At 63.0% G+C, this 13,901-nt stretch carries 18 protein-coding genes; 10 read left to right on the plus strand and 8 right to left on the minus strand.

Going from position 1 to position 13,901, the window contains the following annotated elements:
- Position 1 precedes the first annotated feature (1 nt).
- Positions 2–685, plus strand: coding sequence for a peptidoglycan-binding domain-containing protein (locus IZ6_RS05040; RefSeq protein WP_222876909.1), 684 nt, complete (start codon positions 2–4; stop codon positions 683–685).
- A gap of 37 nt (positions 686–722) precedes the next feature.
- Entirely contained in the window at positions 723–1,058 is a 336-nt protein-coding gene (locus tag IZ6_RS05045; RefSeq protein WP_222877547.1) for a DUF1491 family protein, read from the plus strand.
- Here the strand turns inward: IZ6_RS05045 and IZ6_RS05050 are convergent, their stop codons facing one another.
- Positions 1,059–2,174, minus strand: a complete 1,116-nt coding sequence (locus IZ6_RS05050; RefSeq protein ID WP_222876910.1) for a DUF2336 domain-containing protein — start codon at positions 2,172–2,174, stop codon at positions 1,059–1,061.
- Positions 2,175–2,651: 477 nt separating this feature from the next.
- Between IZ6_RS05050 and IZ6_RS05055 the strand changes: the two genes are divergently transcribed.
- The gene (locus tag IZ6_RS05055) at positions 2,652–3,314 is read left to right on the plus strand and encodes a hypothetical protein (RefSeq protein WP_222876911.1); all 663 of its coding nucleotides are present in this window, start codon (positions 2,652–2,654) and stop codon (positions 3,312–3,314) included.
- 3 nt (positions 3,315–3,317) lie between these two features.
- Here IZ6_RS05055 and IZ6_RS05060 read toward each other — a convergent pair whose 3' ends face one another.
- From IZ6_RS05060 to IZ6_RS05070, 3 genes are read right to left on the minus strand one after another with little or no spacing between them, the layout of a single operon-like run.
- Positions 3,318–3,845 carry a DUF1254 domain-containing protein gene (locus IZ6_RS05060; RefSeq protein ID WP_222876912.1) on the minus strand — a complete coding sequence of 176 codons (528 nt, stop codon included), beginning with the start codon at positions 3,843–3,845 and terminating at the stop codon, positions 3,318–3,320.
- The gene (locus tag IZ6_RS05065) at positions 3,842–4,426 is read right to left on the minus strand and encodes a DUF1214 domain-containing protein (protein ID WP_222876913.1); all 585 of its coding nucleotides are present in this window, start codon (positions 4,424–4,426) and stop codon (positions 3,842–3,844) included. The genes IZ6_RS05060 and IZ6_RS05065 overlap by 4 nt, the downstream gene beginning before the upstream one ends.
- A gap of 39 nt (positions 4,427–4,465) precedes the next feature.
- The gene (locus IZ6_RS05070; protein ID WP_420825571.1) at positions 4,466–6,607 is read right to left on the minus strand and encodes a transglycosylase domain-containing protein; all 2,142 of its coding nucleotides are present in this window, start codon (positions 6,605–6,607) and stop codon (positions 4,466–4,468) included.
- Between the two features lie 154 nt (positions 6,608–6,761).
- Between IZ6_RS05070 and IZ6_RS05075 the strand changes: the two genes are divergently transcribed.
- A complete protein-coding gene (locus tag IZ6_RS05075) occupies positions 6,762–7,232 on the plus strand; it encodes a YcgN family cysteine cluster protein (protein WP_222876914.1) in 471 nt (156 codons plus the stop codon).
- 4 nt (positions 7,233–7,236) lie between these two features.
- Here the strand turns inward: IZ6_RS05075 and IZ6_RS05080 are convergent, their stop codons facing one another.
- Positions 7,237–7,389 (minus strand): hypothetical protein, encoded by a 153-nt coding sequence (locus IZ6_RS05080; RefSeq protein WP_222876915.1) that lies wholly within the window; start codon positions 7,387–7,389, stop codon positions 7,237–7,239.
- 439 nt (positions 7,390–7,828) lie between these two features.
- Complete coding sequence (locus IZ6_RS05085; RefSeq protein ID WP_222876916.1) at positions 7,829–7,972, minus strand: hypothetical protein; 144 nt, start codon at positions 7,970–7,972, stop codon at positions 7,829–7,831.
- Between the two features lie 280 nt (positions 7,973–8,252).
- On the opposite strand from IZ6_RS05085, the gene IZ6_RS05090 reads away from it, so the two are divergent.
- Positions 8,253–8,441: a hypothetical protein gene (locus IZ6_RS05090; RefSeq protein WP_222876917.1), complete on the plus strand. Its 189-nt coding sequence runs from the start codon at positions 8,253–8,255 to the stop codon at positions 8,439–8,441.
- A 136-nt stretch (positions 8,442–8,577) separates the two neighbouring features.
- Here IZ6_RS05090 and IZ6_RS05095 read toward each other — a convergent pair whose 3' ends face one another.
- Both IZ6_RS05095 and IZ6_RS05100 read right to left on the minus strand, forming a co-directional pair.
- Positions 8,578–8,796 carry a hypothetical protein gene (locus IZ6_RS05095; protein WP_222876918.1) on the minus strand — a complete coding sequence of 73 codons (219 nt, stop codon included), beginning with the start codon at positions 8,794–8,796 and terminating at the stop codon, positions 8,578–8,580.
- A 153-nt stretch (positions 8,797–8,949) separates the two neighbouring features.
- On the minus strand, positions 8,950–9,342 hold the full coding sequence (locus IZ6_RS05100) for a hypothetical protein (protein ID WP_222876919.1): 393 nt from the start codon (positions 9,340–9,342) through the stop codon (positions 8,950–8,952).
- Between the two features lie 149 nt (positions 9,343–9,491).
- Between IZ6_RS05100 and IZ6_RS05105 the strand changes: the two genes are divergently transcribed.
- The 5 genes from IZ6_RS05105 (at position 9,492) to IZ6_RS05125 (ending at position 13,888) form a co-directional block, all read left to right on the plus strand.
- Entirely contained in the window at positions 9,492–9,821 is a 330-nt protein-coding gene (locus tag IZ6_RS05105; RefSeq protein WP_222876920.1) for a PepSY domain-containing protein, read from the plus strand.
- Positions 9,821–10,492, plus strand: a complete 672-nt coding sequence (locus IZ6_RS05110) for a response regulator transcription factor (RefSeq protein ID WP_222876921.1) — start codon at positions 9,821–9,823, stop codon at positions 10,490–10,492. The genes IZ6_RS05105 and IZ6_RS05110 overlap by 1 nt, the downstream gene beginning before the upstream one ends.
- Entirely contained in the window at positions 10,492–11,859 is a 1,368-nt protein-coding gene (locus tag IZ6_RS05115; RefSeq protein ID WP_222876922.1) for an ATP-binding protein, read from the plus strand. The genes IZ6_RS05110 and IZ6_RS05115 overlap by 1 nt, the downstream gene beginning before the upstream one ends.
- A gap of 55 nt (positions 11,860–11,914) precedes the next feature.
- Positions 11,915–12,388, plus strand: a complete 474-nt coding sequence (locus tag IZ6_RS05120; RefSeq protein WP_222876923.1) for a glycine zipper 2TM domain-containing protein — start codon at positions 11,915–11,917, stop codon at positions 12,386–12,388.
- A gap of 123 nt (positions 12,389–12,511) precedes the next feature.
- Entirely contained in the window at positions 12,512–13,888 is a 1,377-nt protein-coding gene (locus IZ6_RS05125) for a hypothetical protein (protein ID WP_222876924.1), read from the plus strand.
- Positions 13,889–13,901 lie beyond the last annotated feature (13 nt).

Below are 13,901 nucleotides of genomic sequence, written 5' to 3' on the forward strand. Positions count from 1 at the left end.
CATGGCGAAGAAGAAGACCGCATCCCGCCGCCGCCGCACTCCGGTCTACGAAGAGTCCGGCTTCAATCTGAAAATGCCGGCGATTGTCCGCGAGCGTCCGCTCGACAGTTTCGCGCTGTTCCTGGCCGCCACAGTCGCGCTGGCGATCGGCGTCAATGCGCTGTTCCTGCAAAGCGCGGCCACCATCCGGCGCGAAGCGCCCATGGCGGCTCCCGCCCCACGTCCCGTCGCAGCTCCCATAGCCGCTGCGCCGACAGCGCCGCAGCCGGCCGCGACCCAGGAAGATCCGAACATGCTAGTGCGCGAGGTTCAGGCCGAACTGTCGCGCCGCGGTCTTTATGACGGTCCAGCCGACGGGGTTTTCGGCCCGAAAACGGAAGCGGCGATTTTCGATTTTGAGATCGGCGCGGGGCTTAAACCCACGGGCCGCCCCAATCCGCAGGTGCTGGCCGCCATGCGCGCCAGCAATCAGCCGTCGATCGTGGCCTCGCCGCGCGTCGCTGCGGTGCAGCGGGCGCTCGAACAGCTGAAATTCGGCCCGGTGAAAGCCGATGGCGTATTCGGCGAAGCAACGCGTGCGGGAATCCGCCGTTTCGAAGCGAGCCGCGGCCTGCCGCAGAAGGGCGAGATCACGCCCGCTCTGATGCGCCAGCTCTCCATCGCAACCGGCACCGAGATCAATTGATGGACGCGGGCGAGAGCCCGCGCCATTGTCTCACACCATGCGTCTGACATCTTCCATGTGGGTGGCCGCCTATGTCAGGCGATGCCATGTCGAGGGCGCCTATGCGGTCGTCACGCGCCGCGGCTCGCCCGAGGCGGGCGCGGTCTTTGTCGTGCTCGACAGGCTCGATGGAACGCGCACCCTCTTCAGCCAGGCGCCGCAGGCTCTGATCCCCGACGGGGAGGTGCGCGACCGTCTCTTCATTGCTCTCGACAATGTTGCGGACGCCGAGGCCGTGAAGGCGCGCATGGAGCGCGAGATCAAATTCGATCCCGACCTGTGGATCGTCGATGTCGAGGACCGCAACGGGCGGCATTTCCTCGAACTCGCCTGATCAGGCTTTGCCGATGATATCGGGACGGCGCGTTGCCTGCTGCGGTTTGGTGAGCGCGCGGCGCGCAGCGCCCGAGCGCATAGGCGTTCCCGAGGGATGCATGAAGGGCTCAAAGCTCGCCTGAGTCCCGGTGCGGCGTTCGCCGGCCACAGCCGAGACGATCTCGCGGGCAACGCGCCGCGATGTGGTTTCATGGATATCGGCAGCGGCGAAGATGCGCTCGACCGACAGTCGCACGCTTTTCGGCGCAAGCACCAGAAGAAGATTGATCGCGAGCGGACGCTTGATGCCGGCAGCCGCCAGCGCCATGACGAAGACTTCGCCCGTCTCGTCTTCCAGAACGCGGCCGATACCCGCAGGATCGAGGCGCAGGGCTTTGACGAGCGCGGCGGCGATGCGTTCGCGGTCAAGCGCCGTGACGGCCTCATTCAGCGCCGAGACGGCCTCGAACAGCACCGGCGGCATAACGCGCGGCGCGCGCTCGGCGAGGGCTAAACGGATATCCGTGCGCACAGCATCGGGCGCCCGCGGGTAGAGTGGCGCGAAATCGGCGGCATGAAATCCCGGATGGCCGAAGATGATCTTCGTCAGCGAAGGCTCTTTCGCGGCGCGCGCGATCAGAAGGGCGGCGGATGACGCATCGAAAGACAAAGCGTGGTTTTCGAGAAGCGCCTCGGTGACGAGAATGCTGGCATGGCCGGTAAGGGTGCGGACGGTATCCGCATCGATATCCGTCCGGCGGGCGACGGCAGCCGCTTCTCCGGCGCCGCACTGGGCGAGGAAGGCGGTGAGATTTTCGAGCTTCAGCGCCGGCGAATGGGCGAGCACGGCGCTTGAAACTGCAATGTCATTGTCGTCGAGGAGGCGCTTGAGGACTTTCTCGGGCGCGTTGGGCAGGCGCGACAGCTTGTCGGCAACGGCATTGCGCGTTGCAGCATCCACCTGGTCGAGGAGCGCCAGCGCAAGATCGGTGTAGCGGGCGATATCGGCCGGCGCATGTGTGCGCGACTGGCAGAAAAGATCGGTGGCGACGCGCAGCACCGTCGCCTGGACATCAAGTCCATGCTCGGAAACCAGTCTCTGAAGCCCGAGAAGGCGGAAATTGCTGTCGGTCACGGTCGGGGTGCCCCGCAAAGACGCTACGCGGTGCGGCTTAGCGTTTCGTTAACCCTGGGTCGGGGCCTCTCACGGGGAGACCGCTGTGTGCAATAGGCAACAGCCCCCAGGCGCAAGCCCGCGAGCCTCCGGCGATAACCAATGGTTAACCATACGGGCCTCTAAATCCCAGCAGGCGAACTCCAACACGGATGCTCTCCTATGGCCTCGCTGGGCCGCGTGCCCAACGCGGAGATTTTTGATGGGAACTCTTCTGAGGTTTCAGCCCCAAACTCGCGACGCGCGCACAGCTGCGCCACAAGCGGAGATGGGCAAACTGCTTCTCTTCACCGGCATTCGCTACGAGCGCGAGCCGGATGGGGAAGAGGAGAAGCCGCGTCGCCGCCGGGTCAAATCGCGGCGGCGTACCTGAAAACGTTTCGTGCGGCGGTCCTGCCTTGTGCGCTGACCGTTTTGCTGACCGCATGCGCACCGACCATGGGCGATTTTGAGCGCCCGAAGCCGTCGGTTCTGAGCGACGATGTTCTGCCGTTCGGTGGCGAACTCGCCTCCAAATACCGCAAAGAGCCAAGATCCAAATTCCCGTTCACCGATAATGAGCGCGAGTTGCGCGACCGCGCCTGGTCGCTCTTGATGCCGCAGCTCGAAAAGCAGTTTTTCATGGGCTGGCTTGCCGAAATCCGGCGCACCCGCATCCTGACCGTCGAAAAGACAGTTCCCAAACGCGGCGATTATGTGCGCGAGCTTCTGACGGAAGATTTCCGGTCGAGCGGTGCGCGTTTTGCGCGGCTTGAAATGGACATCCAGAACGATCGCGTCCGCTACCCGCTGTTTGTGCAGAGCGCCAATGTGGTCGCAAGCTTTGACCGCGTGCGCGAGCGCAGCCTTGCCGAAGTGCCCGATGCGAGCGACGAAGAAGTGCAGAGCGCTCTTGCGCGTATCGAAGAGAACCGCTGGCTTGTCTATGCGGTGCAGACTTCGATGCGCGAGCGGGTCGATATCTACCGCTATGCGTTCCAGCGCCTGATGATGCAGACGCCGGATGCCACGGCGGTGGGTGCGGAAAGGGCGCTGCTCGCGCTCGAAGCCGATATCGGCGTTCTGCCGGCGCAGATGCCGATGAAGCTCGTCAGCAAATAATCCCTAGCCGCGCGGTGCGCACACGGCTTTTGCAAAATCCTCACGCAGCTGTTTGACCGCGCTCGGCGCGGCGGCAAAGGCGCGCGCGAGAACAAAGCCCGTCGAACCCGGAGACACGACCGAGATCGTGCCGGCGCTGAGCGGCAGTGCTTTCGATGCTTCGTCGCGCTCGTCGCGCATTTCCGCATCGAGCACCGTGCCGAGCGCCGAGCGGTCGTTGAGTGAGAAGAACGCCGTTCCGTCGCGGCTGTGGAACGAGAGCGAGACGTAAGGCCCGGCGAGCGGGATGCGCACGCGCACCGGACCCTGCGAGAGGTCGAACCGGCAGCCGATATGGACGAAAGCCGGATCGAGATAGGGCAGGCTCTTTTCGGGATCGGATTGATCCAGAAGGATCGGCGTGTTCTCGGGCCCCATCGCAGCGAGCCGCGAATAGGCATCGCGCGGCGCAACGACCGGCACTGCGAGCAGCGACACGATATGCAGCACGCAACCGATCAGAATGCCGGCAATGAGGAAAGGCCATCTCATGACCGGCATCCCGTGCGTTTGATCGCCGGCAGTTCAGGCGCGCTGCGGCCGCCGGAAATCGCGGCGGCCGTCGTGTCGTACAGGCGCAGTTCGAGCATGATCTTCGGCGCATCGCTTGCGACGGGGATCCAGTCGCCGGGCTGCGCTTCGGCGGATAGTGCGATGCGGATGGCGCCATCGCTATCGCGCATCGCATCCGCATTCGAATAGCCGTAGCGGCCGGCCGGGTTCGGGAAGGGGCGGCCGTCGCGGTCGAAGGCCGAGAGCGACCACACGCGCACCGGCGGCAGCGCTCCGGAGATGACGTAGGAACACGCGCCCGAGAGCGGGTTGCCGTCCTCGTCTTCGCTGGCCCGGAAGGTAAGGCCGTCGGCGATGGACAGCGGCGCCTCGCCGCGATGGGCCAGCGCCGCCAGCGCATAGGCATCGACATCCGGGCCGCCTTCATTGGCGATCGCTTCCCACGCACCGTCCTGAATGACGTCGAGCGCCAAGGGATGGCGCACCGCAAGGAAAGTGAGCCCGAGGCCGACGCCCGCCGCGATCATGCAGATGACGATGAGATTGATGATCAGGCGCACAGAGATAAAGACCGTGGTGCCGGCTGGCGCCGGAGGAATTCAGTTCAGGCCGCGCCCGACGAACATCGAGGAGGTGACAGGACCCTCGCTGGGGACCGCCGAAGCGCGCCGCTCGGGCGCCACCCCGGCCGTCGCGCCGGCTGCGCGCATCATCAGCGTATGGATTTCGTCGAGAACGACAGACGCGCGGCGCGGCAGGCGGCCGGCCTGGGCGGCGCTGTCGGGCTCGTTGGGGTTTGAAGCGGCAACCGGCGTTGCTGCGCCGCCGCCGCGCGGCGCGATGCCGGGAATGGGCTTCGGCTCGATACCGGCCTGCGCGATCGTCATCACGTCATGGAAGGTCATCGCGGGCAGCGAGCCGCCGGTCATGTTGCGGGTGCCGGTAAAATCGTCATTGCCGAACCAGACTGCGCAGGTGAGATCGCCGGTGAAGCCGATGAACCACGCGTCGCGATAATCCTGGCTGGTGCCGGTTTTGCCGCCGACGGTGAGGCCGGGAAGGATGGCTCTGCGGCCCGTGCCGTTCTCGACGACGTTGACGAGAATCTTGTTCATGTCGCCGACGGCCTGCGGCGGGACCACCCGCTGAGGCTGGGGCGCATCGCGCTCATGCGACCACAGGATATTGCCGAGATTGTCGCGAATCTCGACGGCGGCGTAGGGCACGGTCTTGAAGCCGCCATTGGCGAGTGTCGAATAGCCCGCCGCCTGATCGAGCACCGTGACTTCCGAGGTGCCGAGCGCCAGCGCCTTGTTGATGCGCAGCGGCGTGCGCACGCCCATATTGACGGCCGTCTGAACCACTTTCTCAAGCCCGAGCGCGCGGCCGAGCCGCACCGGAACGGTGTTGTAGGAGCGCGTCAGCGCGTTCATCAGCGTGGTGGGACCGGCATAGCCGTGGCTGTAGTTCTGCGGCGACCAGTTTCCGATGGTGATGGGGCCGTCGGTGACGATCGAGTTCGGCGTGTAACCGTTCATCATCGCCGTCGTGTAGACATAGACCTTGAACGAGGAGCCTGGCTGGCGTTCGGCGTCGCTCGCGCGGTTGAACTGGCTTGCGCCGTAATCGCGGCCGCCGACCATCGCATGCACCGCGCCGAGCGGCTCCATGACGACGAGCGCTGCCTGTTTGACGCCGTATTGAGCGCCGTACTGGCGCAGATTGTTGTCGACGGCTTCTTCGGCCTTTTTCTGCACGGTGGAATCGAAGGGCGTTTTGACGATGACCGAGCGGACGCCTTTAAGCTTGTCCTCGTCGGCAAGCTTCTTCACTTCCGAGAATGCCCAGTCGAGATAATAATCAGGCGTACCGTCGCGCAGGCGATTGACGGGCGTTGCCGGGTTGAGGCGCGCGGCATGGACCTGGCCTTCGGTCATGAAGCCTGACTCGACCAGCGCATCGAGCACGACATTGGCGCGGGCGCGCGCTGCCGACAGGTTGAGATGAGGCGCAAACTTCGTCGGCGCCTTGAACATGCCGGCGAGCATCGCCGATTCCGCGAGCGTCAGCTGGCGCGCCGACTTGTTGAAATAGAACTGCGCCGCAGCTTCGACGCCGAACGTGCCGCCGCCGAGATAGGCGCGGTCGAGATAGAGCTTCAGAATCTCGTCCTTGGTCAGGTTCGACTCGAGCCAGAACGCGAGGAAGGCCTCTTTGACTTTGCGTTCGAGCGTGCGCTCGTTCGAGAGAAACAGATTTTTGGCCAGCTGCTGCGTCAGCGACGAGCCGCCCTGCACGACGGTGTTGGCGCGCGCGTTTTCGACGACGGCGCGGAAGGTGCCGAGCACGTCGATGCCGAAATGCTGATAGAAGCGGCGGTCTTCGATTGCCATCGCCGCCTTCTTCATATGGTCTGGGATTTCGGACAGCGAAACGGCGTCGGTCTGCAGGATGCCGCGGCGGCCGATCTCGACGCCGGTGCGATCTTCGAATGTCACCGCGAGATCTACACGGTCGCGCCAGTCTTCTTCGGTGGCGTGGAATGCGGGCTGGGCCAGCGCGAGCATGCCGACTGCGCCGAGCGCGCCCCAAGTGAGACCTTCCGAACACACTTCCGCGAGTGCGCGGCGCCAAGACCGCAGCTTCAGATCCTGCGAGAAGCCGACAAAGCGGCCCCAGATGCGGCCGAAGACGGAACCGGCTTCATAGACGCCAGCATCGATGGCGGAATCGGCCGCCAAAAGAGCCCGTCTTATTTTCTCCAGCCGTTCGGCAGAAAACGGATTTTGCACCCGAACATCCCCGCGGCGAATTGCGCGTTTCTATTGCTTCTCTTGACCCGGCTCGCGGCCGGGCGCAAGAGCGATTAATGGCCGATTAAGGACAGTTTCAGGCATGGCGCGCGGCAAATACTGGCAGGTAAAAACCCTCGAGGAGATGTCACGCCTCGAATGGGAAGGGCTGTGCGATGGTTGTGCGCGCTGCTGCCTGGTCAAGCTCGAGGACGAGGACACGGGCGAGATCCACTACACCGATGTCGGCTGCACGCTGCTCGACGGCGCAACATGCCAGTGCCGCGACTACAAGAACCGGCAGAAGAAGGTTGCCGACTGCGTCCGCCTGACGCCGAAAACGGTGAGGAATCTGAATTGGTTGCCGCCGACCTGCGCGTATCGTCTGCTGTCGGAGGGAGAGGACCTGCCGGATTGGCATCCCCTGGTGAGCGGCGATCCGGAAAGCGTGCACCGCGCCGGAATTTCGGTCCGCAAACGCATTTCGGCCAGCGAGGACGATCTGGATCCAGAGCAAATCGTGGAGCGGATCGTTCGCTGGCCGAATAGGTGGCCGCGGCGCAAGCGCCGCTAGGCCATTACTTCTTCTTGGCGGTCTTGCGCTTGGCAGCCGGCTTCTTCTTAGCAGCCGTCTTGCGCGTAGCCGACTTCTTCGTCGTCTTCGCAGCAGCGCGCTTCACCGGCTTCTTCTTAGCAGCCGGCTTCTTCTTCGCCTTCGGTTTCGTAGCCATATCTTTTTTCTCCGCGGTTGTTCGCGACTCAATCACGCACACGCCAGAACCATGACCCTGCTTTTGCAAACACGGCAAGCTTTTTCCGACGTGTACCAACAGCAATTGTCATGTTGATTGGTAATTTTGAGTTAAGCAAGCGCGCTTCGAAAGATTTTTCGACCCGAAATCGGTTCGAACAATCAAGCGACGACGAGTCTGAGGCGGAAGATTCGCGTTCGGCGTTGCTTGCAACGACTCAAACAGCAGCGCGGTCGAATCGGGTCTAGACTCTTGCTCGCGGACCAAGACAGGACGCGATCTAAAGAGCCTCTGATTTATACTTTTGCCCGGAGAAAACGCGGAAAAGCGCGCAGATTGTCCATACAGGCCCGGAATTGATTCGCGCGCGTCCGGTCCGCGGCCTCATCGCGAGGATCCGCGGCCGGACAAAGGGCCTTCAGCCCATTCTGCGGGCGAACATCTGGGCTTTGAGGCCAAGAAGCTTCAAATCGGCGCGAAGCGGAATGCGATGAGCCTCAACGTCCTCGGCGATACGCAACGAGGCGCGGCGAACCTGAAGAAACAGCATGGCATAGGTCATGTGACTTCCCCCTGAAGAGCCATCAGCCTTGTTTCCGGCGTTTGGCGATGGGGAGAAGTTTGACAGCGACCCGCAAAAACTCCGTCAAAATTGAGAGTAAACACTCTCTTGCTGCTTGTGATTGTAGAGCGGGGTCATCTCGCTTGCCCCACTCTTTATATATAGGCGCCAGTATCATGCAGGGGGCGGCATTTGAGCGATGGAACCTGCTGTTTACCAAAACGTTTTCTTCCCACACGAGCCCGGAGCAGTCCGGATCGCTTCTTCGAGGAGAAACGGGATGACGTTTTCCGGTGCCATCAAGGGCTATGAAGGCTTCACGCGGCGTCTTGCGGCACGCGTCTCAGTGCGGATCGATGCATTGCTCGGCACGCCGCGCCGGATTCTGACCGAACACACCGATTTTGTGCTCGGCGCCGACGCTATCCCCGCTCCAATCGCTGCGCGCGCTCCCGTTTTCCGCCGATAGGATTTATGCTCCGGCCTGCGCGCTGTCGGAGCAGGGTGCGTTAGGAGTTCACGCGCGCGCGTTCTCGCCCGTCTTTCGGACGGACGTCCTCCTGAAACTTCGGCCCCCGCGAATGGGGGCCATTTTCGTATCTTCCCTATTCATATGAGTAGACGTCAGACGGCGCGCGGATCGCGCGGAAAATGCGGCCCAGCAAAGCTGTGTAGTAGACGGTGACAAGAATGGTGCCGACGCCGGCTGCGAAGGCGAAAACGGCGCTCTTTTCGAGCGGCTGCGGCTCAAGCAGCGCCGTAATATTGCCGGCTCGGAAGTCGTCCAATGAGATATCGAGCATCCAGAACTGAAAAGCGACCATTACCGCACCCACGGGGATGCTGAGCAGACACGCGAAGAAGAAGGCGCGAAAAGCGAAGAAGGCTGAGCCGCTCGTCTGGCGGAAACTGTTGAAGAGCGGCGAAGGCTCGCCGCGCGCGACAAGCGGATAGAGCAGCGAAAGGGCTGAGCCAGGTTAAAACGACGGTGCTCGCCGCGATGAGCGCAAAGCGATCGTCCAGCCGATCAGGCGCAGGCAGAAGAAGAAAAGTCCCGGCGGATAGGTGGGTTCGGCACGGGTAAAATAGCGGAGCACGACGATGAAGAGCGGGACGAGGACAAAGACACCACCGAAACTCACGGCATCCGAGATCATTGCCTGCTGGTCGTAAATCCCTTGAAGCTTGCCCGTCTTGTCGAGCGAAAAAAGCACCAGCGTCTGAACGGCACCGAGCAGAAACAGCACGATGTAAGTCAGCGGCATCGCGCGGCGGTGGTGAAGACATCCACAAAAGATCCGATAGCGGCTTTGAAGCCGCTGCGCGACACGCTCATATCCCCCCAGTTTGTGCGGGCGGGAGGATTCCACGGGCGTTAAACTTTGGCGAGTGGGCGGGCGGCCTTTTTCGGGCCGTGGGGACCGGTCGCCACAGCCCCAAATGGGGACACAAGCCACGGAAATTGCATAATTTTCCGCCGTTCAGCTAGAGTTCAGCCGTCCCCGCTAGGATCGCGGCAATGTTCCGGTATCTCTCCCTCGGCGGTCTTGTCCCTGCAGCGGTCCTGACGGCGCTTTCGCTGTCCGGGCCGGCGTCCTCGCAGGATTACCCGGCCGACGGCTGCTTGCCGCGCCGCGAAGCAATCGCCACCGTTCTCAACGGACGGGCGATTCCGTTGCGCCATATCCGCGGCACCGCCGAACAGGCGGCGCGCGGTGAGATGATCAATGCCGAACTCTGCTATCGCGGCGGCCAGCTGGTCTATGTCGTGACGGTGCTGAGCGTCACCGGCAAGGTCGTGTATGTGTCGCTCAACGCCACGAACGGCCAAGTCATAGGGACCCGCTGATGCGCGTGCTTGTCGTCGAAGACGATCCCGATCTCAACCGCCAGCTCAAAGCGGCGCTGACCGATGCCGGCTATGCCGTCGATGCCGCGCTCGACGGCGAGGAGGGGCACTTTCTCGGCTCGACCGAACCTTATGACGCGGTCGTCCTCGATATCGGCCTGCCGAAAATGGACGGACTGCGCGTGCTTGAAGAATGGCGGCGCGGCGGACGGCGTTTTCCGGTGCTCTTGCTGACGGCGCGCGACCGCTGGAGCGACAAGGTGCAGGGCTTCGATGCCGGCGCCGACGATTACGTTCCGAAACCCTTCCATATGGAAGAGATTCTGGCGCGTCTGCGGGCGCTTGTGCGGCGCGCCGCCGGCCACACGACGAGCGAACTTGCCTGCGGCACCGTGCGGCTCGACACGCGCACCGGCCGCGTCTCGGTCGACGGCAATCCCGTGAAGCTGACCTCGCACGAATACCGGCTGCTGTCTTACCTGATGCATCATCAGGGCCGCGTCGTCTCGCGCACCGAACTTGTCGAACATTTGTACGATCAGGATTTCGATCGCGACTCGAACACGGTCGAAGTCTTTGTCGGCCGCATCCGCAAGAAACTCGGCGTCGATCTCATCCAGACGGTGCGCGGTCTCGGCTATGTGGCAATGCCGCCCGAAACGAAAGCCTGATGGGCCTGTCGCTTGCCTCGCGCCTTCTTCTGTCCGCCGCACTCTGGACGGCGGCGGTGCTCACCGTCGCAGGGTTTGCGCTCTCATCCTATTATCAGGGGCTTGTCGAGCGCGGCTTCGATCAGCGCCTGCATGTCTATCTGAAAGCCCTTGTCGCCGATCTCGCCAGCAATTCAAATCTCGACAAGATCGAGTTCACGGTCGGCGAGCCGCGTTTCGAACTGCCGCTGTCGGGCTGGTACTGGCAGATCGGAAAGATGGAAAACAACGCAACGAACGTTCTCCGCACATCGCCGAGCCTGTTTGACCGCAATCTTCCGTTTCTGATCGATACCGACCCCGAGAAAGACGTCACCGCAACGCGCGACACCTATACGACCGGTCCGGACGAAGAAAATCTGCGGCAGGTCGAGCGCATCATCCAGGTCGGCGATCAGCGTTTCGTCGTCGCGGTGGCAGGTGAATCGAGCGAGATCGCGGAAGAGGTCGGCGCGTTCCGATCCGATCTCATCATTACCTTCATTCTGCTCGGCCTCGGACTTGTTGCGACGGCCGCCATCCAGGTTCTGTTCGGTCTTCGGCCCCTCAGCCATATCTCGCAGCAGATCGCTGCGATCCGCGCCGGCAAGAGCGAGCGGCTTGAGGGCGCGGTGCCGCGTGAAATCGCGCCGCTGGCGCGCGAACTCAACGGGCTTCTGGATTCGAACCGCGAAGTGATTGCACGTGCCCGCACCCATGCCGGAAATCTTGCCCATGCGCTGAAGACGCCGCTGTCCGTTATCGTCAACGAGGCCAATGCCTCGACCGATCCGATGGCCGAGAAAGTGATCGAGCAGGCGGACATCATGCGCCATCAGATCGACCATCATCTCGACCGGGCGCGCGTCTCAGCCGGCATCGCCGTCGTCGGCGCCGTGACGGAGGCAAAGCCTGTCGTCGAAGCCTTGGTACGGGCGATGGAGAAAGTGCATCGCGGCCGCGACATCCGCATTGAAACTGCGGCGGACGATGTCAATTTCCGCGGCGAGCAGCAGGATCTCGAAGAAATGGTCGGCAATCTTCTCGACAATGCCTGCAAATGGGCGGCGGGACGGGTTCTGGTGTCGATCACCGCCGAGGGCAAAAAGAAAGATGCCGAGCCTTCGCACCTGCAGATCATCGTCGACGATGATGGGCCGGGACTCGGTGAAAAGCAGCGCGAGGCGGCGCTCAGGCGCGGCCGCAGACTGGATGAGACCAAGCCGGGCTCCGGCCTCGGGCTTGCTATCGTCTCCGATCTTGCAACGCTGTATGGCGGCTCGCTGTCGCTCGGCGATGCGCCTTTGGGTGGATTAAGGGCGGAACTGAAGCTTCCGGAAGCGATATGACAGAGTTTCGCCTAATTCCGGACGTAACTCGCCAATGGGACATGAGGGTGCTCCAATGATTTTCAGACATGTGCTCGTAATCGCTTTTACGGCGGCGAGCGTTGCCGGCTGCACGACGACAAGCGGCGGCTCAAGCCGCCAATCGACGGGCACTGCGGTCGGTGCGGTGGCCGGCGGTATTCTCGGCGCGGCGCTCGGCCCGCGCGGCGGCGGCCGTATCGCCACCGGCGTCATTGGCGCGGTGGCGGGCGGCATGATCGGCAATGCGATCGGTAAATCGCTCGACGATAAAGCGCGTCGCGAGGCGGAACTTGCGGAATACCGCGCCCTCGAAGGCGGCGCTCCGGGCGCTCCTGTCGCCTGGAAGTCGGACCGCTATTACGGCACGGTCACGCCGGGTCCCGATTATGAGCGCCAGGGTTATGCGCGCTGCCGCGAATACGCCCACACGATCTATATCGATGGCCGCCCGGAAACGGCGAAGGGCGTTGCCTGCCGCCAGTCGGACGGCACCTGGGCGCCTGTCTAAGAGTCTCGGCAGGCTTGGAAAAAGACAAAGGCGGCCACGGGGCCGCCTTTTTTGTTCAACGCGGCGTTAAGCATGCGCCGGGTACAAGATTCGGTGCACGATCAACGAACCGGCTGAGGGGGAATGGCCGACGGCCTCGACCAGGAAAAGCTGACCGCATTCTTCTGCGAGCTGACGCCCGCGGCGCGCGCCCGGCTGTCTGCCGCGATCTCGAGCCCGGCCGGCGCCCAGATTCCCTTCCGCGATGTCATCCTCGAGCCGCTTCTGCAGGCTCAGAGACGTCTTGGAGAAATCCCCGAACTCGTTGCTCCTGAACAGCTTTTGCTCGCCGTCATCGATCCGTTCACGGTCGCCGATGACAGCCGCAACAAGACATCGGGCATCATCAGCAAGACGAGCCGGGACCGGCTCGCGCAATGGCTGGTGACGACCGGAGCGCCCGATCTTGTCCAGGAACTCGGCCGCCGGCTCGAAGGCAATCTCGACAAGGACGCGCAGGACACGGCCGTCGATCAGATTCAGGATCAACTCGTCCCGCTTCTGACCGAAGTCCTGCAACGGGCCGAAACCGCCAAGACCCGTAACCGTCTCGCCGCCCAGCTCGGCGGCGATAGCGGGGCGGAAGACCTTCAGGATCTGATCGTCGCGCTGCGGCGCAGAGCTCTTTTGGAAAAGTTTGCGGCGGAAACGCATGCGCCGAGCGGCCCGGTGGAAGAGGCGCTTAAAGCCATCAAGGCGCGCCTTGATCCCGTTGCCATCAAATATCCGGACGCGCTGTCCTTTGCGCTCGTCCTCATCCGCCAGAAGCTTCCCAATCCGCAGACCTTCGTGCGTCTTGCCGCGGTAGCGGTGGAGACGATCGATGGCGGCCGCATCGTCGAGACGCCTTATGTACGGATTCTCGATCTTGCTTTGTCCGAAGCCGAACGCGAGCACAGCAGCGCGCGCCGCAACACTTCGACTAATGAACGTCCGGCTTTCCTGAAAGCCGTGCGCACCTTCGGCGCGACGGCGCGTGCGCTCGGCACCGAAATCGATCTTCCGCCCGACGGGCCGCATGCGCGCAAACTTGCGACGCTGCGCTCGGAAATGGCCGAATGCGTGCGCAGCGATCTTCAGGATCTGTCGCCGCGCGTGCGCCGGCTCGTGCGGCCGCGCGACAAGGAACGCAATTTCGAAGAACACGAAGTCACGCGTCTTCTCGCCGATATCGATCTGCTCTTGATCGCACGCTCCTACGCCGAAGAAATCGCTCTGAACGCGCTCTCAGGGCGCGTCTACAGCGAGGTGAAGGATCTTCTCGATACCGGCATTCCGCAGTTGATGGAGCGCTTCCGCGCCGCCAATGAGAAACAGAAGCCGGATTTGCGCGATCGGCTGAAATCGATTGCCAAGGTTTCGGCGAAAATCTTCGGCGAGGAATATGCGCAGACCCTGACCAAAGCGATCTCGGTCGCCGGGCAGGGCCCGACGCCGCAGCCGCAAGCCCGCTCGGCCTGATTTTCCGAACAGC

Source organism: Terrihabitans soli (assembly GCF_014191545.1).
GTDB lineage: Bacteria > Pseudomonadota > Alphaproteobacteria > Rhizobiales > Methylopilaceae > Flaviflagellibacter > Flaviflagellibacter soli.